A 20767-nucleotide genomic window follows, 5' to 3' on the forward strand; every position below is an offset into this window, starting at 1 on the left:
TTCTGGGATGTTTAGGTAGAGTTCCTGAGTTTGGTGTTTACAACAGGGCGTCGTAAATATGGTTTCGGGTCTGACAAAGGATTAAGTGCCTAGCATTTGACTCTGTGGGCAGACGCGCAGAATCGGTCGGCGTACGCTGACCGGGGCCGAAGCTGGAGGTCCTCAAAACGCAATGACGGGCACGCTGCCACGTGCCCGTCTGAAAATGAGCCGGCACACACCCCGTGCAAGCTCGGATACAGATCCGGCCGATGCCCCCGTAAAGGTTGCGGGGGACAGGCAGCGGAGGTGTGTGCCGGGGATCTACCCCAATGATAAGGCACACACCACGCGACACGAACGAAGATGTACTGAGCCCGCCCGGCGCGGGCGGACACACCAGCCAGACACTCTGCGAGGTTGGCCGATGAGCTCGCAGAGCGAGGATGCCTTCGAGGAGGCGTGTGAGCGACTTCAAGAAGACGACGACCTTCGCGACCTCTTCGAGCGGATGGCGGACGCCGACCTCCGCACGTCGGAGCGTTTTCAACGGGCGCTAGAACTCGCGGGGGTGCGCGATGCCGAGTGAGTTACTCCTCGCTCAGCAGGAGTCGCTTAACTCCAGGCTTCGAGATTATTTCTTGGAGCTCGATGAGATCCTCGCGGCTGAGGTCAGTATCGTCGTCGGACGCAGCGTCGATCCCATCCTTGAAGAGATCGTCCTCGAACTCGTCGGCGGTTTCGGCAGCTTCGACGGTCCGCGGCGTCCCACAGCTGGGGCAGAACCGGGCGCTGCTCCGGATCGGCTCCTGGCAGTTGCTACAGTGCTCGGTCGTCGGGCGACCGACGGGCGAACGGTCCTGTTCCTCGATGCCGTAATGTTCGCGGATTCGAGACAGCATCCGGTCGTTCTCGGCCTTGTCGTAGCGTTCGAGGACGTTCGACTTCTCGTCGACGCCGACCATGAAGCGGATCCGGTCGTCGGGGACCTCCTCATCCCGCATCCGGGTGATCGCGGTGTGCCGGAAGCTGTGAGGTCGCATCTTCGAGGTTTCGATGCCGGCCTCTTCCGCAACATCTCGCAGGCGGTTTCGGGCCTGATCGGTCGAGAGGACGCCGCCGGCCTCCCACTCGACGAATCCGCCATCCTCTCGCGGGCGGCGGCCGCCCTGCCGGCAACAGAAAAGCGGGGCGTCCTCGTCGTCGCGAGCCGGGTGGTTCTCCAACCAGGAGGCGATGTAGGAGCGCGACCAGAGGAGCGGACGCGGTCCGGACGCGCCTTTCAGCCCCTCGGCCTCGCTGTTGAGCGTGACTTTGCCGACGCGGCCGTCGAGGTCAACGTCACCGACGCGGATGGAGAGTGTCGCGCTGATGCGCTGTCCGGTCACACACAGGAAGGCGATCATCGCCGAATCGCGCGGATTCGTGCTCGCTGCGAGAAGCGCGTCGACCTCGTCGTTCGTGAAGATGTCCTCCTCCTGGATGGGCGACGGATCGGGCTGACCGATCTTGATGTCCTCAGCCCAGTCGCGATCGAGCTCGTCGCGGAAGAAGACACGCGCCGCCTGCCGGTACATCCGCAGCGTGCCGCCGGCGAACCCGTCGTCGGGCGCGTCGGGGTGCTCACCACTCTTCAACTCGCCGAGGAGCTCCGTCACGTCGTCCGCGCTCTCGAACTCGACGAGCGGCTTCGGTGCGCGCTCGGCAATCTTTCGGATGCTGTTGAGCCGGTTGGAGATCGTCGTCGAGGCCATCCCCTGCTGGGCCATCTCGTTGCCCCAACGGACCATCGCCTTCCCGTCGTCTCCGTGGTCGTGCTCCTGTGCGAGCTCGATTTGTCGTCGCGCTCGGCGCGCGACTCCGCTGGGGTCGTTGATGTCCCGGTTGCGGCCCATACACTAACTCGTACTTCCCAATTTGTAAAGCTAACCTCCGTTCCTCTTCATGAAGTACGGCGGCACGATCACCCAAGAGTAGCCGTACGACCCCGGTCCCACGACTCTCCGCTTTTCTCACTCCCCGCGAAGGTCGCGGTAGATGTCGACGAGCGTCTCCAATACGGCGTCGTCGTCGTACTCGCGGAACTCGTCGGCGACGCGCAGCTTGGGCAGGTCGGCGACCGCGACGATCTCGTCGGCGAGCTCGGCAGGACTGGTGACGAGCCGCCCGCGCTTGCGGCCCTCGACCAGCTCGTGAGCGCTCGACTCCGCCTGATACTCGACGAGACCGACGCAGCCGCACGCGAGCGCCCACAGCAGCTCCGTCGGAAACGCCTCTCGCGTGGCGGTTCCGGCGGCGACGTGGGCGCCCTTCAGGATGGGGACTGCCTCCTCGCGCGGGAGGTCGCCGAGAAACGTCACGCGGTCGTCGATCCGGAGGTCGGCGGCGGTTCGCTCGATCACGTCACGTTCGGGGCCGTCGCCGATCACGGCGGCCTGCCACTCGCGGTCGCGGAGCTCGGCGAGCGCGAGCAGGAACGTCTCGACGTTGGCGTGGCGGTCGAGCCGGCGGGCGTACACGAAGTCGAACCGGTCGTCGACCGCCGCCGACTCCACGAGGTCGAAGTCCACGCTTTCGGGCAGCACGCGGACAGCGTCGGCGCCCGCGCCGTGCTCACGGACGCGGGTTTTGGTGGTTCGCGCCGGGACGGTCACCGCGTCCGCACCACGGGCGGCGAGTCGGTAGCGTCGTGCGGAGTCCTCCTCGCGGTCGCGCCACCAGTCGACGATGACGGGAACGCGGAGGAGCGTGCCGGCGACCTCGGCGGCGGTCGCGGCGCCCGGCGGGCTGTTGACGGCGTGGACGATCTCGGGGGAGGTACGGCGGAGCGCGGCCGGCACGCCGGCCGCGAACCGTCCGGGTGCGGGGTCCGTGACGACCGACCGGTAGGTGATGCCGTCCTCCTCGAAGGTGTCGTGGCCGCCGCCCCACCAGCGGGCACACAGCCAGGTGACCTGGTGGCCGCGGGCGGCCAGCTGTCGGGCAAATCGTCGCGTTCGGAGCCGTGCCGGTGTCTCCCCGTGGTCCGGCGTGAAAAGCGAGACGAACGCGACGCGCATACGCGGTAGGGTGGCGGGCGGCTGCTAAAAAGGCCCGGAATCGGGCCGGTCGCGGGCCGATATCAGGCCGATACCGGGCCGGTTCCGTCGCTCGTCGGCTCTCCGCACCCGAACCACTTTCCGACCGGGCGTGGAAGCGGTTCGCATGCAGCAGTACGACATCGAGCGCTATCTCAACGCGCGCAGCGCCGGCGGCGCCGACATCGGCCCCGACGGCCGCGTCTCGTTCCTCCTCGACACGACCGGCACCTCGCAGGTGTGGTCGCTCGACGAGCCACAGAGGTGGCCCGACCAGCACACCTTCTACGAGGACCGCGTGACGTTCGTCGACTCCTCGCCGGAGCGCCGCGAGGCGGTCTTCGGCATGGACGAGGGCGGCAACGAGCGCGCCCAGCTCTACCGGCTGGACTACGAGACGGGACAGATCACGAACCTCACCGCGATGCCCGAGGCCAAACACCGCTGGGGCGGGTGGGCGAGCGACGGCGAGCGCTTCGCGTTCGCCTCCAACCGACGCGACAACTCGGTGTTCGACGTGTACGTGCAGGACCGAGATGCGACGGGCGAGGAGGCGGAGCTCGTCCACGAGGGCGACGGTTGGCTCTCGGTCGCCGGCTGGTCACCGAGCGACGACCGGCTGATCGTCCACGAGGCACACTCCTCGTTCGACCACGACCTCTACACGCTTGATGTCGAGTCCGGCGACCTGTACCACCACACGCCCCACGAAGGCGACGTGCGCTACGGGAGTCCCGAGTGGAGCCCCGACGGGAAGTTCGTCTACGTGGTGACGGACCGGGACAGCGACACGCTTCGACTGGAGCGAATCGACCTCTCGACCGGGAACTTCACCGTGGTGGAGGACGGTGGAGAGTGGAACGTCGGCGGCGTCTCGGTCCACGAGGAGTCCGGACGGGTGGTCTTCAGTCGCAACGTGGACGGGTACACGGAGATGTCCGCCGGCGAGCTTTCGGGTCCGGACGACATTTCGCCGCTGCCGGCGCCCGACCTCCCGAAGGGCGTCGCCGGCGGCGTGAGCTGGTCGAGCGACGGCGACCGCTACGCGCTCACGGCGACCGGCAGCAGCGACAACGCCAACGTCCACGTCGTGGAGACGACGACGGGCGAGACGGAGCGCTGGACGAACGCCGCGACCGCGGGCATCCCGCGTGACACGTTCATCGAGCCGGAGCTGGTGCACTACCCGACCTTCGACGGTCGGGAGATCCCGGCGTTCTTCTCCGTCCCGGAGACGCCGGTGCCCGACGACGGCTACCCCGTCATCGTCGACATTCACGGCGGACCGGAGTCGCAGCGCCGGCCCTCCTTCTCGGGCGTGAAGCAGTACTTCCTCAACCACGGCTACGCCGTCTTCGAGCCCAACGTCCGCGGCTCCTCGGGCTACGGGAAGGCCTACTCCGGGCTCGACGACGTGGAAAACCGGATGGACTCGGTCGCCGACATCGAGGCCGCCGTCGAGTGGCTCCACGACCACCCGGAGGTCGACCCCGACCGCATCGTCGCGAAGGGCGGCTCCTACGGCGGGTTCATGGTGCTCGCGGCGATGACGGAGTACCCTGACCTCTGGGCCGCCGGCATCGACATCGTCGGCATCGCCAACTTCGTCACGTTCCTCGAAAACACCGGCGACTGGCGCCGCGCGCTCCGCGAAGCCGAGTACGGCTCGCTGGAAGAGGACCGCGAGTTCTTAGAGGAGATCTCGCCGATCAACACCATCGACAACATCGACGCCCCCCTCTACGTCCTTCACGGCGCAAACGACCCGCGCGTGCCCGTCGGTGAAGCCGAGCAGATAGCCGAGAAAGCCGCCGAGCAGGGCGTCCCCGTCGAGAAGCTGATCTTCGACGACGAGGGCCACGGCTTCGCCAAACTCGAAAACCGGATCGAGGCGTACGGCTCCATCGTCGAGTTCCTCGACGACCACGTTTAAGCGCGAGCGGGAGAGCCCGCCGGCTCCCCCACATAGCGCCGCGATGGCCCGTCATCCACGCCCAACGGCACCCAACCAGTGAACACGCGGTCGGTGCGCGCGAGAAACGCGCGCGAGGGAGGCGAGAGCGCGCCGGCGAGGCGGTGCGGTCCGCCGGCGCGCTCTCCGCCGAGGCTGGGGAGGGCTGAGGCTGCGGTTGCGGAGCGGTGCGGGGCGGGACTCAAAGGGGCAGCCTGCTCCGGGAAGACGGCCGATGTAAGCACTCAAAAGGGCGAGCCGTGCGAGCTCTTTCGAGCGCGCAGCGAGGGTCCCGCGAGCAGGGCGAGAGCGACCGGAGGGAGCTCTCGATAGCGAACGGCGAAGCCGTGAGCAGCGAGCGGGACGACGGAAGTCGCAGCCGGCGAGCGCAGCGAGCCGGACCGTCTTCCGGAACCCTCGACCGGAGCAGGCTGGGGCTTTGGAGAGGTTCGTCGTCGCATTCACCGCACAAGCCGCTTATAAGGTGCCGGCTGGGGCTTTGGCGGCGTTCGCCGTCGTGCTCAGCTTATAAGCCGCACAACCGCTTATAAAGTGGCATTGAGGACGCTGTAGGTGTTCGCCGGCGCACTCACCACACAGCTCGCTTATAAGGCGCTGACCGACCCGCAACAGCCACGTTCCGCGTCAGCGCCGTCGTGCTCCTCGCACCAGCCTTCACCAACCCCTCAAAAACCCCACCACAAAAAAGCCGTTCTAGTACGACTTCGCGAAGTACGCCGTGCGCTCGGCGTCGTCCTCACAGATCGCACACGTCGCCTCGCGCTCGCCGGCGGCGATCTCGTCGTCGTCCTCGAACGGGACCATCACGATCTCGGCGGCGATCGGCTCCTTGATCGCCTCCTCGCAGTCCTCGTCGCCACACCACGGCGTCTTCACGTAGCCACCGTGCTGGCCGAGCGTGCCGAGGACCTCCGCGCGGTCGTCGGCCTCGCGAACCTCGCCGTCGAGGTTCTCCTCGGCGGCGGCGTACAGCTTCGCGTAGATCTCGTCGAGCTGTTCGCGGACCGCGTCAGCAACGCCCTCACGGTCGATAACGACCTCCTCGCCGTCGGGACGGTGATTGCAGGTGAGCTCCGCGTCCTCGACCTCGTAGGGGCCGATCTCGATGCGGAGGGGGACGCCGTTGAGCTCGTGCTCGTTGAACTTGAAGCCGGGATTCCGCTCGTCGCGGTCGTCGAGCTCCACGCGGATGCCGGCGTCCTCGAGGTCGTCCGCGACGCCCTCGGCGTATTCGAGCACGTCGTCTTTCGTGTCCTCCTGCCAGATCGGGACGATGGCGACCTGCTCGGGCGCGACCGTCGGCGGGAGCACGAGCCCCTGCTCGTCGGAGTGCGTCATGATCAGCGCGCCGAGCGCGCGCCAGGAGAGCCCCCACGAGGTGGTGTGGGCGACGCGCTCGTTCTCGTCGGCATCCGAGAAGGTGATGTCGAACGCCTCCGCGAACGACTGGCCGAGGTGGTGGGAGGTGGCGCCCTGTACCGACTTGCCGTCGGGCATCAGCGCCTCGACCGTGGTGGTCGTGTCCGCGCCGGGGAACTTGTCGTGGTCGGGCTTCTGGCCGCGGAGCACGGGGATCGCGAGCAGGTCCTCGTAGACGGACTCGTACTGGTCGAGCCGGGTCAGCGTCTCCGCCCAGGCGTCCTCGGCGGTGGCATGGGCGGTGTGGCCCTCCTGCCAGAGGAACTCCTTGGTGCGGAAGAACGGCTTCGTCTCCGTCGCCTCCCACCGCACGACGGAGCACCACTGGTTGACGCGCAGCGGGAGGTCACGGTGGCTGCGGATCCACTGGGAGATGTACGGCGTGATGATCGACTCGGAGGTGGGCCGGACCGCCAGTCGCTCCTCCAGCTCCTTCGTGCCGGCCTCGGTGACCCACGCGACCTCGGGGTCGAACCCCTCGACGATCTCCTTCTCCCGTTCGAGGTACGACTCGGGGATGAACAGCGGGAAGTAGGCGTTCTGCACGCCGGTGTCCTTGAACTTCGCGTCGAGGAAGCCCTGCAGGCGCTCCCAGAGGGCGTACGCCCGCGGGCGCGTCACGATGAACCCGCTCATCCCCTCGGGGCCGTAGTCGGCTAACCCCGCCTTCCGTACGACCTCCGCGTACCACTCGCCGGTGTTGTGCGATTTGGACTCGGTGATGCCGAGTTCCTGGTCGTCCTCGCTCATTGTTCCACACAGGGCGGGTCGCGGGCTTAAAAGGTCCGAAGGCGCGTTTGCGGGTGACACGCCGAGGACGGCCCAGTGCGCTCGAAGTCGCGCCCGCGGACGCCCGCCGCCAACAGCACCAGCAGGACGACGAGAACGGGCGCGACCCGCGAGAGGTCGACGCCGATGCGGAGGGGCCGCGCGAGCCGCATGCCGACGAGGCCTGAGAGCGACGGCCGATCAACGGGCGAGAGACGGCCGGGACTACGGGTCCACGCCCGCGCGGTCCATCTCGGTGACCTCCTCTTCGAGCCACTCGCGGAACCACTTCACGCGCTTGATGCGCTGGTGGGCGATGCTCTCGGCGGTGTCCGAGGCGATCCGGTCGGTGTGGTCGCGGCCGCGCTCCAGCACGCGGTCGACCATCTTCGCGGCGTCCATGTGCGTCCGGGCCTCGTACCCCATTCGGAGCAGCATCAGCGCGGCGCCGTTGGCGCCCACCTTGTCGAGGATGTCGGCCTCGATCAGACACTGGCTCTCCAGAGGAACGTCCGCGAGGTCGCCGGTGTACGAGTGGTCGACGACGGTGCTACACACCTCCTCGATGAACGAGTCGGGGTAGTTCCCTCGACTGCCGAGGTACTCGCGGGCGACGCGCGCGCCGGCCTCCGCGTGGACCTCCTGTTCGGCCTCCAGTTTGGCAACGTCGTGGAAGACGGCGGCGACGCGGACCACGTCCACGTCGGCGCCCTCATTGCGGGCGATCTCGGCGGCGAGATCGACCACGTTGAGGATGTGGTTGAAGCGGTACTCCGCGGAGTGCCAGGGGTACCACCGCATGCGGCCGCCGTCGTCCTCGCCTTCGACGCTGGCGGCGAGGTAGTCCTTGACGAACCCCTTCATCTCCGCGAACTCCTCGTCGCTCACGTCCCGTTCTTTAATCTCGACGCCCACGACCACCACCCCGACGCGAAATCTCATGCGAAAACTCGTCGTTCATTAGCGTAATCGAGGAGCGTTTCGCTCTTAGTCGTTACGACGGGGTATCTCACGGGAAAAACGCCGCCGTGTGCCCGAGTTTCTCCGTCGAAACCCGCCCGGTTCTCCCGGCGCACGCCGCCGGTGCGGAAACTCCTAAACCGTCGGGAAGGCTCCCTCCCTCCATGACCGAACAGCTTCACCTCGCGGACGACGACCGGTTGGCGTTCGAGGCGACCGTCGAGCGCGCGCTCGACGACCGGGTCGTGCTCGACCGCACCGCCTTCTACCCGACCGGTGGCGGCCAGCCACACGACACGGGAACGCTCGAACTGGCTGCCGACGCCGGCGCCGACCAGGCGGACGGCACCAACCGCGCCGCCCGCTGGCGCGTCACGACCGTCGAGAAGCGCGACACGGTGTACCACACGCTGGAACCGGTCGGCGACGCGCCCGCAACACCCCCCGAGGGAGCCGCGGTCTCCGGCAAGGTCGACGCCGAGCGCCGGCGGAACCACTCGCGGTACCACACCGCCCAGCACCTCCTCTCGGCGGTCCTTCTCGACCTGTTCGACGCCGAGACGACCGGCAACCAGCTGTACGCCGACCACGCGCACCTCGACGCCGCCTCCGACCGCTTTTCGGCCGACGACCTCGACCGGATCGAGCGCCGGCTCAACGAGCTGGTGGCCGAGGACCGCCCCGTCCGGAGTTACACGATGGCCCGCCCAAAGGCGGAGGCGACGCTCGACCCCGAGCGCACCCGGATCGAGCTCCTCCCCGACTCGATCACGGAGCTCCGGATCGTGGAGGTTGGGCCGGCTGTGGGGGCGGACGACGAAGACGCCGACGCCGAGCCCTTCGACCGCACCGCCTGCGCCGGCACACACGTCGACGCCACCGGCGAGATCGGCGAGGTGGTCGTGACGGGGCGCGAGACGAAAGGGAGCGCCGAGGAGCGCGTCAACTTCGTGCTCGCGGACCACGCGGCGGAGTGACGCCGGTGGATGCCGTCTACTGGCGGCCGCCATCGGCGCCACTGTGAGCACGGTACACGCCGCCAGAGCGCGTAGTAGCAGCGCGTCGCTTCGGCTGAGCGTGACTCCGGGCCACCGTCCGCGCACGCCGGCCGGGTGCCAGCGGTGCGCGGTTCCAGCGTGCCCCCGCCGTGACGGCGGCGACCGCCGGCCCTCCCGGCCGGAACCAGCGGGCTTTAGGCCCGCATCCCCGACACACAAACCGAACACACCATGAGCCACGAGGACTTCCCCACCGAGGACCCGGCGGTGGTGACCTGTGGACTGCCGTACGCCAACGGCGACCTCCACATCGGCCATCTCCGGACGTACGTCGGCGGCGACGTGTATCGACGCGCGCTCGAACTGCTGGGCCAGGAGACCGCGTTCGTCTCCGGATCGGACATGCACGGCACGCCGGTCGCCGTCAACGCCGAAAAGGAGGGCGTCTCCCCCGAGGAGTTCGCGCTGGGCTGGCACGAGGAGTACGAGGCGACGTTCCCCAAGTTCAACGTCGAGTTCGACAACTACGGCCACACCGACGACGAGACCAACACCGAGCTGACGCAGGAGCTCGTCCGCGACCTGGAGGACGCCGGCCACGTCTACGAAAAGGAGATCATGGTCGCGTACGACCCCGTCGACGACCAGTTCCTCCCCGACCGCTACGTCGAGGGCACCTGCCCGTACTGCGGCGAACACGCCCGCGGCGACGAGTGCGACGAGGGGTGCCAGCGCCACCTCGAACCCGGCGAGATCGAAGAGCCCGTCTCCGCGATCTCGGGGAACCCCGCGGAGTACCACGAGCGCACCCACAAGTTCTTCGAGGTCTCGGCGTTCGCCGACTACCTGACCGAGTTCCTCGACCGGCTGGAGGGCACCTCCAACGCCCAGAACCAGCCTCGTGAGTGGATCGAGCAGGGCCTGCAGGACTGGTGTATCACCCGCGACATGGACTGGGGGATCGACTATCCAGGGGACGAGACGACGGAGTCGTCTCGGGACGGCGGCGAAGCCGCCGATTCCGAGGACCTCGTCCTCTACGTCTGGGTCGACGCGCCGATCGAGTACATCGCCTCCACCAAGCAGTACTCCGATCGCGTCGGCGCCGACGCCTTCGACTGGGAGGCGGCGTGGGGCGCCGGCGAGCACGCCGGCACCGGCCCGGATGTGGGCGGCGAGGTCGTCCACGTGATCGGTCGCGACATCATCCAGCACCACACGATCTTCTGGCCCGCGATGCTCCGTGCCACCGACCACGTCGAGCCGCGCGCCGTGATGGCGTCCGGCTTCGTCACGCTCGGCGGCAAGGGCTTTTCGACCAGCCGCGACCGCGCGGTGTGGGCCGACGAGTACATCGACGAGGGGTTCCACCCGGATCTGCTGCGCTACTACCTCGCCACCAACGGCGGCTTTCAGCAGGACGTGGACTTCTCGTGGGAGAAGTTCCGCGAGCGCGTCAACAACGAGCTCGTGGGGACGGTCGGCAACTTCCTCTACCGCTCGCTGCTGTTCGCCCACCGCAACTACGAGGGCGCGCCCGATGTCGACGGTGTCAGCGAGGAGGTCGAGGCCCGCATCGACGGCGCCATCGCGGACGTCACCGACGCGGTCAACGACTACTCGGTCCGGGACCTCGGCGACGCGGTGACCCACCTCGCCGGCTTCGGCAACGAGTACATCCAGCGCAACGAGCCGTGGCGGCTGGTCGACGACGACCCCGAGCGCGCCGAGCAGGTGATCTACGACTGTACGGCCATCGCCAAGGCGATCGCCGTGCTGTTCGAGCCGATCGCACCCGAGAAGTGCGAGCGGATCTGGGCGCAGCTCGCCGAGGACGGCTCCGTGCACAACGCGACGGTCGCGGACGCGCAGGTGGCGCCGTCGGGCGCGTTCCCCGAGCCGACCGAGCTGTTCGAGAAGGTCGAGCCCGAGCGCGTCGAGGAGCTGAACGAGAAGCTGGAGGCCCGCGTCGCCGACGCGGAGGGTGACGAGGACGGTGCGGACGCGGACGACGCGGACGAGACGACGACCGACACTGACGACGATTCCGAGATGACCGACGACACCGATTCCGACGTCGAGTTCGAGCCCGTGACTGACGACCGCATCAGCTTCGAGGAGTTCCAGGACCTCGACGTGCGAGTCGGCCGCATCGAGGACGCCGAGGGGATCGACGGCGCCGACAAGCTCGTCGAGCTCACCGTCGACATCGGCGTGGAAACGCGCACCATCGTCGCGGGGCTCAAACAGCTCCACGACGTGGACGAGCTTCCCGGCACGAACGTGGTCGTGCTGGCGAACCTCGAAAAAGCCGAGCTGTTCGGCGTCGAGTCGAACGGGATGGTGCTGGCCGCCGGCGAGGAGGCCGACCTCCTGACGACCCACGGCGACGCGGAGCCCGGCGAGCGCGTCCGGTAGTCGGCGGCCGCCTACTCCACGGTGATCTCGCGGCCGTTGACGACCAGCACGCGGCCGTCGGGCGCCTCGAAGGCGGCCGTCTCGCAGTCACGGACCGTCGCCGGCCACCGCATCAGCTCCGAGATGCGCTGCCAGGCCGTCGTTGTCTCCGCCGATTCGAGCGCGCCGGCGACCGGGTCGCGGGCGCTCACGGGGAGCAGCGGGTGGGTCACCCGGTGATGGCCACACCCCTCACAGGCGAGTCGCATGAGCGCGCCGTGTGAGCGCCCGCACTCGGGGCAGACACCGTTGTCCGCCGGCGCATGGTCGGCGCACGGCTCGAGGTCGACGCGCACGTCGTCACAGCAGTGTGGGCAGAAGCCGTCGTACATCAGCTGGTCGAACTTCTCGGCGCGGGTGGTTCCCCGCTCGAACGCCTCGGCGATGTCGTCGGGGTCGACGCCCGCGGGCGGGTACGACATCGCGACGAGCGATCCATCGGGGATCGTCCCGTGGGTGATGCCGCCGGCGCAGGCGGGACAGTAGGCCACGAGCTTGTACTGGTCGTACACCACCTTCGGCGTCCCGCCACAGCGGTAGCACGCGCCGTCGACCTCGGCGGGTCCGGCCGTCGGATGCGAGGCGAGCAACCCGGTCCGGTTCAGCCGGACCACCTGAATGCCGGATTCGAGCAGCCGGTAGCCGTCCGCCGATTTGTCGAGAAACAGTCCGGTGAGCTTGTCGAGATGATAGCTGAACCGGCCGCTGTCCTCGACGCCGACCGCGGTGCGAAGATCGGTGTACGTCGCCGTCGACGCCAGCGGCCCGCTCTCGACCGTCAGGTCGTACAGCGAGTTGAGGATGGCGAGACGGGTCTCGTTGCCGAGAAACGCAAAGACGTCCGACGGCGTGGCCTCGTCAGTGGCATCCAACACACCGAACCACCATTCGCCGCGGTGCATTAAGCATTGATGTGGCGACATGAACGGCTCCTTTCGGTCGAGTTCGGGCCGCTCGTCCCCCGACCAGCCCTCACAGCGCCGACGCGAGGTCGTCGAGCGCGACGAGGTCGGTCGTGGCTGCCGCCGCGTCGCCGAGGAACTCCTTGAACCCCGAGCCGGTGGCGATACAGACCACGTCGTCGTCGGCGCCGAGGGTGTCGTGGTCCGTGAGTCGTCGGACGCCGGCGAGCGCGGTCGCCGAGGAGGCTTCCACGGTGAGCCCCGCATCGGCCGCGAGTCGGCGTTTGGCGTCGAGGATCGCCTCGTCGTCGACTGCCAGGGCACCGCCGCCCGTCTCGCGAGCCCCCCACAGCGCGCGCGTGCCGCTCGGCGGGTCCGGGTTGGCGATGGAGTAGGCGACGGTGTCGCCCTTCTCGACGCGCTCGACGGCGTCGAGCCCCCGTTCGTCGGCACGGGCGATCGGCGCACAGGCGGCGGCCTGCACGAGGAACAGCCGGGGCATCTCGTCGGGCGCAAGGAGGCCGGCGTCGGCCAGTTCCTGCAGTCCCTTATATGCGCCCGACGCGTGTCCGCCGGAGGAAACAGGGCAAACAACGGCGTCCGGAATCTCGCCGTCGTTGCGGAGACGGAACTCCGCCAGCGTCTCCAGGGCGGTCGTCTTCTGGCCGGCGACCCGACCGGGCGTGTCGGAGTTGATGAAGGGGACGCCCCGCTCGCGACCGACCGCGAGCGCCTCGTGGTAGAGTTGGCCGTAGTCGCCCTCGATCCGCAGGATCCGTGGGCCAAACCGGGAGATGTTGCGGAGTCGCTCCTCGGAGATGTCCGCGGGGACACAGACCACGCAGTCGAGTCCGGCGGCGGTCGCCGCCGCGGCTGTCGACATCGCCATGTTCCCGTGTGAGACCGTGCCGACGGCGTCCGCGCCCGCGGCCGCCGCGAGCGCGACGCCGACCACGCTCCCGCGGTCCTTGAACGACCCCGTCGGATTGCGCCCCTCGTCTTTCACGGTCACCCGGGCGCCGGCGTACTCGTCGAGCGCCGGCGTCCGAACGAGGGGCGTGCCGCCGGGTGCCGTGGCGAACCCGTCCGGCGGGCGTGACACGGGAAGCAGCTCCGGAAACGCCCACATTCGGTCGTCGAGGTCCGTCGGCCACGTCGTGGCGTCGAGCGCGTCGGCATCCGGCTCGAACCAGCGCGGCTCCCCACAGGAGCAGCGTGGTGCCGGCAGCTCCGCGGGTGAGGTGGGGTCGGCTGGAGGCGACACCGACGTGCCGCAGGCGTAACAGGTCAGCGTCTGCATGCGCCCCCGGACGCCCGGCGGCGACTAAGGGCTGCTGGTGGCGGCGAGGGCCGGACGGCGCTCGTCCCGCCTGCTGGACGCGCTCGTGCCGCCAGCCGGTCGTGCTACGACTCGAGTTCGACGCGCACGTAGTCCTCGGTGATCTCCTCGACCTGCTCAGGGGCGACGGCGAGCCCTTCCACGCCGGCGGGCGACATCGCCGCCTCCATGCTCGCGGCCACGCCCGTCTCCGCTTTCAGGCGAGCGTAGCCGTCCTCGATCCCGACGACGTCGCCGACGTGCTCGCCGTGCACGTCGACGACGGCCTTGCCGACCGCGTCCTGACTGAAGTGCTGCATACCCGTCGCTGCGCCCGCCGGCAAAAAGGAAGTTGTGGCCGGACCGCTCCCGAACGGGGATCCACACCCGACTGCGCGACCGAAGCGGCCGACCCACCGGCCGTAACAAATTAACTCGCTTCCGACTCCTTTCCTGCCCCTTTTTGTCCGCGGTGGTTCAAATCGGAGGCATGCGAAACGCCAAGATCGTCTGCACGCTGGGCCCGGCGTCGGACGACCGCGAAACCATCCACGCGCTCGCCGACGCGGGGATGTCGGTCGCCCGACTCAATGCCAGTCACGGGACCACGGAACACCGCGAGAAGGTGATCGAGCGCGTCCGCGCCGTCGACGGCGCGCTCGACGACCCGCTCGCCGTGATGGTCGACCTGAAGGGACCGGAGGTGCGGACGGCCGAGATCGACGAGCCGATCCACCTCGAAGCCGGCTCCGAGGTACTGTTCGTGAAGGGAGACGCCGCTACCCCCGCCGAGGTCGGGCTCACGCACTCGATCGGCGCCGCCGAGCCCGGCGACACGGTCCTGCTGGACGACGGCCGGATCGAGTGTCTCGTCGACCGCGTGCGCGAGGACGGAACCGTCGTCGCCGACGTGATGAGCGGCGGCGAGCTCGGCTCCCGCAAGGGCGTGAACCTGCCGGGCGTCGCCATCGACGTCGACCTGATCACGCCCGGCGACGAGGACGAGTTGGAGCTTGCCGCCCGCACGGGCGCGGACTTCGTCGCGGCCTCCTTCGTCCGGGACGCCGAGGACGTGTACCGGATCGCCGACCGGCTGGAGGAGTACGGCGGCGGCGACATCCCAGTGGTCGCCAAGATCGAACGCGCCGGCGCCGTCGAGAACCTCGACGGGATCGTCGAAGCCGCCGACGGCGTGATGGTCGCACGCGGCGACCTCGGCGTGGAGTGCCCGCTGGAGGACGTGCCCGTGGTGCAAAAGCGGATCATCCGCAAGTGCGTCAACGCGGGCGTTCCCGTCATCACGGCGACGGAGATGCTGGACTCCATGGTCCACTCCCGGCGCCCGACCCGCGCGGAGGCCTCGGACGTGGCAAACGCCGTCCTCGACGGCACGGACGCGGTGATGCTGTCGGGCGAGACCGCCATCGGCGACCATCCGGTCACGGTCGTGGAGACGATGGACCGCATCGTTCGCAAGCTGGAGGCGAGCGACGAGTACGCGGAGACGCGCGAACAGCGCGTGCCGACCGCGAACGACGACTCCCGGACGGAGGCGCTGGCGCGCTCCGCGCGATATCTGGCGCGTGACATCGACGCAGGTGCCGTCGTCGCCGTTTCGGAGTCCGGCTACACCGCCCGCAAGACGGCGATGTTCCGGCCGGGCGTTCCCGTAGTTGCCACGACGCCGAGCGACCGGATTCGCCGTCAGCTCGCGCTCACGTGGGGCGTTCGCCCGGTGTACACCGAGTACGCTCACCACATGGAGGACGTGCTCGACAACGCCGTCGACGCCGCGCTCGATGTCGGGGCGGCCGAGTCGGGAGACACCCTCGTCGTGCTCTCCGGGATGCTCACGGAGCTCGAGGGGACGAACACGACGAACACGCTGAAGGTCCACGTCGCCGCGGAGACGCTCGTCGCCGGCAAGGGCGTCGTCTCGGGACGCCGGGCCGCCCCGGTTCACCGCCTTCCCGACGGCGACCTCTCGGAGCTCCCCGACATCCCTGACGGGACGATCGTCGCGCTCTCCGAGGCGTTCGAGGGGGAGTTCTCCGGCGACCTCGACCGCATCGCGGGCATCGTCGACGCCCGGCCCGGCATGACGGGATATCCCGCCGTCGTCGCCCGCGAACTCGGCGTCCCGATGGTGTCGGGCGCGACGCTCCCCGACGCCGTCGCCGACGGCACCGTCGTCACCGTCGACGGCGAGCGCGGCGTCGTCTACGAGGGCGACGTGACCAAGGCGGCGCGTCAGCGATAGCCGGCAGGGTGGGTGGCCCGACGAGCGGGGTCCACCGTGCTGGCACGCAGCGACGAACCCCGCCAGCCATTTAGCGCCGACCCTCCTTGCTTCATCCATGAGTGGACGCGACGCGGACGACGAGCTCCCGGATGACGGCTCCACTGACGGCCCCACCGACGGCCCCACCGACGGCGCGAGGACGGTCGCCGGCGGCGACGGCGCGACCCCGGACGGCGACGGCGAAAGCGAATGGCGCTTTTCAGTGGACGATGTCGGTCCGGACGGCGTCACCGAGGACACCGCGACGCCCGAGGCGGAGCCGATCGAGCCGGGGTCGATCGAACTCGAGCACGCCGCGCTCGTCGTGCTCGGCGTGGCGATCACGGTCGCCGTGCTCCTGTTCGGCTTCTGATTCGCGGGGGCGGCGGACCACACCTTATTGGCCCCCGCCCCTAACGTGCGGCTATGGACGTGCTCCAGTTGGGCTGGATCGCCGACCCGCAGACGCTCGCGCTGGTGCTGTTGACGGCCGGGCTGCTGCTCTCGATGGCGGAGGCGCTGGCTCCGGGAGCGAACTTCATCGTCGTCGGCATCGCGCTGATCGGCGCCGGGCTCGGTGGACTTCTGTTGTCGGCGTTCGGCGTGCCCTTCGCGGCGCTGACGATCATCATGGCGCTGTTCACGCTCGTGTTCGGCGCCCTCGCCTTCTACGGCTACCACGAGTTCGACCTCTACGGCGGCAAGGGCCAACAACAGACCAGCGACAGTGACTCGCTGAAGGGCAAAACCGGCACCGTCACGGAGACGGTGACGACACAGGGCGGGGAGGTAAAACTCTCCGGCGGCGGGTTCAACCCCTACTACTCCGCCCGCTCGATGGAGGGCGAGATCGACGTCGGCGAGGAGGTGATGGTCGTCGACCCCGGCGGCGGCAACGTCGTAACCGTCGAGTCGATGGGCTACGTGGAAGACGACATCGACCGCGAGCTCGCCGCCGACCGCGCACGCACGGAGCGCGAAGAACGGGACGAGGCGTCGACGGTGGACGACGGCACGGAGGTCGCCGACGAAAACGAGACGGAACCGGAGACCGAACGGGTGGAGTGACTGACCGCCGGCGACCGCCCACTACGCCGCGATCCGACCGGTCAACAGCCGGACGAGATAGCCGACCAGGAAGCCGACGCCGCCGACCACGACGGCGACGACGCCGATCCCGATCGCCGAGGCGACCACGGTCGCGAACACGCCCTCGTCAGCCGTCTCGAACCACGTCCGGCTGTGGCCCATCGCCGCGCCGAAAAGCGGGGCGAACGCGAGCAGCCAACAGCGCACGAGCCCCTCGTTGCGGTAGGCGTACGCGGCCGTAACGGCGATCAGGGCGGCAGTCCCACCGATGTAGACGACCGTTCGCGAGAAGCCGTAGAACACCCGTAGCTCCTCGAGCCGGTCGGCCATGCCGAAGGCGACGGCCGTGATGACGAACAGCACTCCGGCGAGCATCCCCGCGCGCGTCGCGCTCGTCCCGCGTCGGCCGAACAACGCCCTGTCAAGGGGGTCGTCACTCGGCGTCGGAACTGGGTCACCGGTCACGCTCGGGCCGTGTGGCGTCCCACACAAAAGCGTTCGGCCCCGACGACGATGGAGGGGCACTGCGCTCGTACCGTCGGCTCACCGCCGCCGTCGAGAGCACCCTCCCTGCGGCCCCCGGCGTCGACTCTCACTCCGGCTGGCCGACGACACGAAGCGAGTCCGACGTGGACGCCACGCCTCGCCGGCGGCTTCCCGGTTCCGCACCTTTTTACCCGCCGACGGTGGAGAGACCACCAATGCACAACCCGTGGGACGACTGGGACCACGTGCTGAAGGTCGACCCCGACAAGGAGCTGTACGGGGACGACACCTTCGAGGACGTCTGCCGCACCGGAACCGACGCCATCGAGATCGGCGGCACCCTCGACGTCACCGCGGACAAGATGAGCCGCGTCGTCGAGGCGGCCGCCGAGTACGACGTACCCCTCTACCAGGAGCCGTCGAACCCCGGCGTCGTCATCGACTCGCCACACCTCGACGGCTACCTCATCCCGACCGTGTTCAACGCCGGCGACCCCTTCTGGGTCACCGGCGCCCACAAGGAGTGGGTCCGCATCGACGACCTCGACTGGCGGCGCACCCACACCGAGGCGTACATCGTGCTCAACCCCGAGGCGTCCGTCGCCCAGCTCACCGAGGCCGACTGCGACCTCGCCGCCGACGACGTGGCCGCCTACGCGAAGGTCGCCGAGCGCATGTTCGGTCAGGAGATCGTCTACGTCGAGTACTCGGGCACCTTTGGCGACACCGAGACGGTTGCCGCCGCCCGCGACGCCCTCGACGACGCCTGCCTCTTTTACGGCGGCGGCGTCCGCGACTACGACGCCGCCTACGAGATGGGGAAACACAGCGACGTGGTCGTCGTCGGCGACCTCCTCCACGACGACGGCGTCGACGCCGTCCGCGAAACCGTCGAGGGCGTGAAGGACGCCCACGCGGAGTGAAGGAGGGGGAGCGGCCCCTTTTGAGTGGTGCGTGTGGATGGCGGGTTCGACCGTGAGGAGCGCGGCGGCCGGCGCGTTACGGGGGCTTTGAGAGGGTGTCGAGTGTGGAGGTGGCGCTTATAAGCGGGGTCCCCGTGGAGTGGAGCGTTCGAGCCCGCCGCCGAGCCCGCCGGCGATCAGCCCGCCGCCGAGCTCGTTGGCGTGGCACGGACCTATCACTCGAAGGGGTTTGAACTGTCAAACTCATCGGTGCTGTGATCGCCCACCACCACATCCGATCGGGAAGGTTCCTCGTCTGCCCCAACTAGCCTCCGATAGAAGACGACGGAGAAGACGATAAAGAACGTCGTGAACAGCGCGGTTCCAACGATCGATACGCCGGAGCCGAGCAATGCCGGGACAAGGTCCGGCATGGGGGCTGGCTCGCCGGGAGCCGGCGCGGCCGGGAACGCAAACATGATCACGAGCGCGAATAGCCCGCCGAACAGGCCGCCGAACACGAGCGAAAGAATCCCGTAGCCGACGACCGGTTTAATATTGTGTCGCACGACGTGGACGCTTCGTGAGAGTCCATCAACCGGGCCGTTCCCCTCGATGACGATCGCGTGAGCGTAGAAGTGTACGGCGAACAGTGCGATCATGAACGCGAAGCCGAGCAACGCGATGACACCGACGACACCGAGCGTAAGCGGAAGTCCACCACCGGCTGCACCAACGGCGATGATGGCGGCGAACACTCCGATCGAGATGGCAAATCCGAATCCAAACGTCACGGCCGTGATGAACAAGTATGCGACCAATACGGAGACGTAGAACTCTTTGGCGTGATTCCAGAACCGCCCGAGCGAGGTCGGGGTTCCGGAAGCGGCGTCGTTCGCCATTCCGATCGTCCCAGCGTAGAAGACGGGGGTCACGAAGATGAACAACCCCATCACAAGGAATGATCCAACCATCGAGATCATTGGATCGAGCGTCTCTAAGAACAGCTGGGGCGTCTGGAGGACGGCGAAGATCGCCATCGGAACGAACAGTATCGGTTGCTCACGGAGGAGTTTTGGTGCATCTCGGAGGGACTTGATGAGGGCCATGGTGACTGTAGTTCCGAGAATTAGTTATAAAGCGGCGGAATGTTCCAACTCTGAGAATCGGCTCTGTTAGAAACCCGTCTTCAAATACGATATCGGATGAACGACTGTAGACAGAGAGTGAGAACGTGAACTACCCCACCCTACTCGCTCACGGCTGACGCCGTTCGCTCCTTGAGGGTGGGGCATTCTCGCCTCAATTCTGGTAACAGGGTGTGTCCCAAACTAGGATTGAAAAGCGACTTCCACAACGTTTCGGCATTACGTATTTCACTCTTCTGTAGGAAATCGTTGATACAGCCTCCTGCCGCAGGCGCCACGCAGTAGCCGGCCGTCAGAACCGCTGAAGCGTACGGTCTTGCTCCGGCCAGCTCACGACAGCATCGCAAGACAGCTCCCCATCAACAATGTGTCACACAAGAACGCTCTGTGTGGACCGTAGCTGAGTCAAAACGCAGCAAAGAAGCAGAGCTGAAGCACTCACGAAGGGGGCCGATCACAACCGGGCGCCCTCAGAAGGGCCGGCAGACACGACCTCACTCCACGTCGATCCGGTGTCCCCCCTCCTCGTCGCCGTGCTCCTTGGGGAGCGTCACGTGGAGCACGCCGTTGTGGTACGTCGCGGACGCCGCCGCCTCGATGACGGCCGCGGGAGGTTGATGGTCCGCGCGACGGACTCGTGGCGGCGCTCGCGTCGGAGGTACCGGCGGTCGCCGTCACTCTCGCCGACACCCTCGCCGTCGCTCGCCTCGTGTTCGTGCTCGCGGGTCGCCGCGATGGTGAGCACGCCGTCGCGGGCGCGCACCTCGATGTCGTCGCGCTCGTACCCCAGGAGGTCGACCACCACGACGAACTCGTCGTCGTAGTCGGCCACGTCCACGTCGGCGCCGCGGAAGTCGCGGCCCCACGTTCGGTCGCCCACGCCCCACGTTCGGTCGCCGGCGAAGGGGGTGCGGCCGAAGAACTGCTCTATCTCGTCGAAGGGGTTCGAACGATTCATGATCACCTCCTGACAGGCACCGTGAGAGCTTAAGCAGCACTGAAAATCGGTGT

18 protein-coding genes and 1 pseudogene are annotated in these 20767 nt (G+C 68.1%); 9 read left to right on the forward strand and 10 right to left on the reverse strand.

Annotated features, from left to right (window positions below):
• Positions 1 to 406 precede the first annotated feature (406 nt).
• Positions 407 to 568 carry a hypothetical protein gene (locus ACYQ07_RS07495; protein ID WP_459879362.1) on the forward strand — a complete coding sequence of 54 codons (162 nt, stop codon included), beginning with the start codon at positions 407 to 409 and terminating at the stop codon, positions 566 to 568.
• A gap of 1 nt (position 569) precedes the next feature.
• Here ACYQ07_RS07495 and ACYQ07_RS07500 read toward each other — a convergent pair whose 3' ends face one another.
• Both ACYQ07_RS07500 and ACYQ07_RS07505 read right to left on the reverse strand, forming a co-directional pair.
• Positions 570 to 1874, reverse strand: coding sequence for a site-specific integrase (locus ACYQ07_RS07500; RefSeq protein WP_459879363.1), 1305 nt, complete (start codon positions 1872 to 1874; stop codon positions 570 to 572).
• A 117-nt stretch (positions 1875 to 1991) separates the two neighbouring features.
• Entirely contained in the window at positions 1992 to 3038 is a 1047-nt protein-coding gene (locus tag ACYQ07_RS07505; RefSeq protein WP_459879364.1) for a glycosyltransferase, read from the reverse strand.
• Positions 3039 to 3183: 145 nt separating this feature from the next.
• Between ACYQ07_RS07505 and ACYQ07_RS07510 the strand changes: the two genes are divergently transcribed.
• Positions 3184 to 4989 (forward strand): S9 family peptidase, encoded by a 1806-nt coding sequence (locus ACYQ07_RS07510; RefSeq protein WP_459879366.1) that lies wholly within the window; start codon positions 3184 to 3186, stop codon positions 4987 to 4989.
• A gap of 732 nt (positions 4990 to 5721) precedes the next feature.
• On the opposite strand, the gene proS is transcribed toward ACYQ07_RS07510, so the two are convergent.
• A complete protein-coding gene (gene proS / locus ACYQ07_RS07515; RefSeq protein WP_459879368.1) occupies positions 5722 to 7197 on the reverse strand; it encodes a proline--tRNA ligase in 1476 nt (491 codons plus the stop codon).
• A gap of 53 nt (positions 7198 to 7250) precedes the next feature.
• Between proS and ACYQ07_RS07520 the strand changes: the two genes are divergently transcribed.
• Positions 7251 to 7403: a hypothetical protein gene (locus tag ACYQ07_RS07520; RefSeq protein ID WP_459879370.1), complete on the forward strand. Its 153-nt coding sequence runs from the start codon at positions 7251 to 7253 to the stop codon at positions 7401 to 7403.
• Positions 7404 to 7440: 37 nt separating this feature from the next.
• On the opposite strand, the gene ACYQ07_RS07525 is transcribed toward ACYQ07_RS07520, so the two are convergent.
• Entirely contained in the window at positions 7441 to 8139 is a 699-nt protein-coding gene (locus tag ACYQ07_RS07525) for an HD domain-containing protein (protein ID WP_459880283.1), read from the reverse strand.
• Between the two features lie 200 nt (positions 8140 to 8339).
• Here ACYQ07_RS07525 and ACYQ07_RS07530 point away from each other — a divergent pair, with 200 nt between their 5' ends.
• Together ACYQ07_RS07530 and metG are read left to right on the forward strand one after the other, a co-directional pair.
• Positions 8340 to 9152, forward strand: a complete 813-nt coding sequence (locus ACYQ07_RS07530) for an alanyl-tRNA editing protein (protein WP_459879372.1) — start codon at positions 8340 to 8342, stop codon at positions 9150 to 9152.
• A gap of 252 nt (positions 9153 to 9404) precedes the next feature.
• Positions 9405 to 11591: a methionine--tRNA ligase gene (metG, locus tag ACYQ07_RS07535; protein WP_459879374.1), complete on the forward strand. Its 2187-nt coding sequence runs from the start codon at positions 9405 to 9407 to the stop codon at positions 11589 to 11591.
• 11 nt (positions 11592 to 11602) lie between these two features.
• On the opposite strand, the gene ACYQ07_RS07540 is transcribed toward metG, so the two are convergent.
• The 3 genes from ACYQ07_RS07540 to ACYQ07_RS07550 all read right to left on the reverse strand — a co-directional run bounded on the left by ACYQ07_RS07540 (position 11603) and on the right by ACYQ07_RS07550 (position 14170).
• The gene (locus ACYQ07_RS07540; RefSeq protein ID WP_459879376.1) at positions 11603 to 12505 is read right to left on the reverse strand and encodes a DUF7351 domain-containing protein; all 903 of its coding nucleotides are present in this window, start codon (positions 12503 to 12505) and stop codon (positions 11603 to 11605) included.
• Positions 12506 to 12602: 97 nt separating this feature from the next.
• A complete protein-coding gene (locus tag ACYQ07_RS07545) occupies positions 12603 to 13832 on the reverse strand; it encodes a threonine synthase (protein ID WP_459879378.1) in 1230 nt (409 codons plus the stop codon).
• Positions 13833 to 13936: 104 nt separating this feature from the next.
• Positions 13937 to 14170, reverse strand: coding sequence for a hypothetical protein (locus ACYQ07_RS07550; RefSeq protein WP_459879380.1), 234 nt, complete (start codon positions 14168 to 14170; stop codon positions 13937 to 13939).
• Positions 14171 to 14340: 170 nt separating this feature from the next.
• Between ACYQ07_RS07550 and pyk the strand changes: the two genes are divergently transcribed.
• From pyk to ACYQ07_RS07565, 3 genes are all read left to right on the forward strand, one after another.
• The gene (gene pyk, locus ACYQ07_RS07555; protein ID WP_459879382.1) at positions 14341 to 16110 is read left to right on the forward strand and encodes a pyruvate kinase; all 1770 of its coding nucleotides are present in this window, start codon (positions 14341 to 14343) and stop codon (positions 16108 to 16110) included.
• 97 nt (positions 16111 to 16207) lie between these two features.
• Positions 16208 to 16504, forward strand: coding sequence for a DUF7312 domain-containing protein (locus tag ACYQ07_RS07560; protein ID WP_459879384.1), 297 nt, complete (start codon positions 16208 to 16210; stop codon positions 16502 to 16504).
• Between the two features lie 53 nt (positions 16505 to 16557).
• Positions 16558 to 17199 (forward strand): NfeD family protein, encoded by a 642-nt coding sequence (locus tag ACYQ07_RS07565; protein WP_459879386.1) that lies wholly within the window; start codon positions 16558 to 16560, stop codon positions 17197 to 17199.
• 21 nt (positions 17200 to 17220) lie between these two features.
• Here ACYQ07_RS07565 and ACYQ07_RS07570 read toward each other — a convergent pair whose 3' ends face one another.
• The gene (locus ACYQ07_RS07570) at positions 17221 to 17685 is read right to left on the reverse strand and encodes a DUF8071 domain-containing protein (protein ID WP_459879388.1); all 465 of its coding nucleotides are present in this window, start codon (positions 17683 to 17685) and stop codon (positions 17221 to 17223) included.
• A 236-nt stretch (positions 17686 to 17921) separates the two neighbouring features.
• Between ACYQ07_RS07570 and ACYQ07_RS07575 the strand changes: the two genes are divergently transcribed.
• Positions 17922 to 18629, forward strand: coding sequence for a phosphoglycerol geranylgeranyltransferase (locus ACYQ07_RS07575; RefSeq protein ID WP_459879390.1), 708 nt, complete (start codon positions 17922 to 17924; stop codon positions 18627 to 18629).
• A gap of 215 nt (positions 18630 to 18844) precedes the next feature.
• Here ACYQ07_RS07575 and ACYQ07_RS07580 read toward each other — a convergent pair whose 3' ends face one another.
• Positions 18845 to 19717 carry a DUF7847 domain-containing protein gene (locus tag ACYQ07_RS07580; RefSeq protein WP_459879392.1) on the reverse strand — a complete coding sequence of 291 codons (873 nt, stop codon included), beginning with the start codon at positions 19715 to 19717 and terminating at the stop codon, positions 18845 to 18847.
• Between the two features lie 533 nt (positions 19718 to 20250).
• Positions 20251 to 20714 (reverse strand): annotated as a pseudogene (locus tag ACYQ07_RS07585) (Hsp20/alpha crystallin family protein).
• Between the last annotated feature and the right edge of the window lie 53 nt (positions 20715 to 20767).

It is taken from the genome of Halorubrum gandharaense, from assembly GCF_054654575.1.

Coding starts and splice junctions, on each gene's coding strand:
- ACYQ07_RS07565 (WP_459879386.1), top strand. CDS start 16,558: ATGGACGTGCTCCAGTTGGGCTGGATCGCCGACCCGCAGACGCTCGCG.
- ACYQ07_RS07500 (WP_459879363.1), bottom strand. CDS start 1,874: ATGGGCCGCAACCGGGACATCAACGACCCCAGCGGAGTCGCGCGCCGA.
- ACYQ07_RS07510 (WP_459879366.1), top strand. CDS start 3,184: ATGCAGCAGTACGACATCGAGCGCTATCTCAACGCGCGCAGCGCCGGC.
- proS (WP_459879368.1), bottom strand. CDS start 7,197: ATGAGCGAGGACGACCAGGAACTCGGCATCACCGAGTCCAAATCGCAC.
- ACYQ07_RS07560 (WP_459879384.1), top strand. CDS start 16,208: ATGAGTGGACGCGACGCGGACGACGAGCTCCCGGATGACGGCTCCACT.
- ACYQ07_RS07575 (WP_459879390.1), top strand. CDS start 17,922: ATGCACAACCCGTGGGACGACTGGGACCACGTGCTGAAGGTCGACCCC.
- ACYQ07_RS07530 (WP_459879372.1), top strand. CDS start 8,340: ATGACCGAACAGCTTCACCTCGCGGACGACGACCGGTTGGCGTTCGAG.
- ACYQ07_RS07505 (WP_459879364.1), bottom strand. CDS start 3,038: ATGCGCGTCGCGTTCGTCTCGCTTTTCACGCCGGACCACGGGGAGACA.
- metG (WP_459879374.1), top strand. CDS start 9,405: ATGAGCCACGAGGACTTCCCCACCGAGGACCCGGCGGTGGTGACCTGT.
- pyk (WP_459879382.1), top strand. CDS start 14,341: ATGCGAAACGCCAAGATCGTCTGCACGCTGGGCCCGGCGTCGGACGAC.
- ACYQ07_RS07550 (WP_459879380.1), bottom strand. CDS start 14,170: ATGCAGCACTTCAGTCAGGACGCGGTCGGCAAGGCCGTCGTCGACGTG.
- ACYQ07_RS07580 (WP_459879392.1), bottom strand. CDS start 19,717: ATGGCCCTCATCAAGTCCCTCCGAGATGCACCAAAACTCCTCCGTGAG.
- ACYQ07_RS07495 (WP_459879362.1), top strand. CDS start 407: ATGAGCTCGCAGAGCGAGGATGCCTTCGAGGAGGCGTGTGAGCGACTT.
- ACYQ07_RS07545 (WP_459879378.1), bottom strand. CDS start 13,832: ATGCAGACGCTGACCTGTTACGCCTGCGGCACGTCGGTGTCGCCTCCA.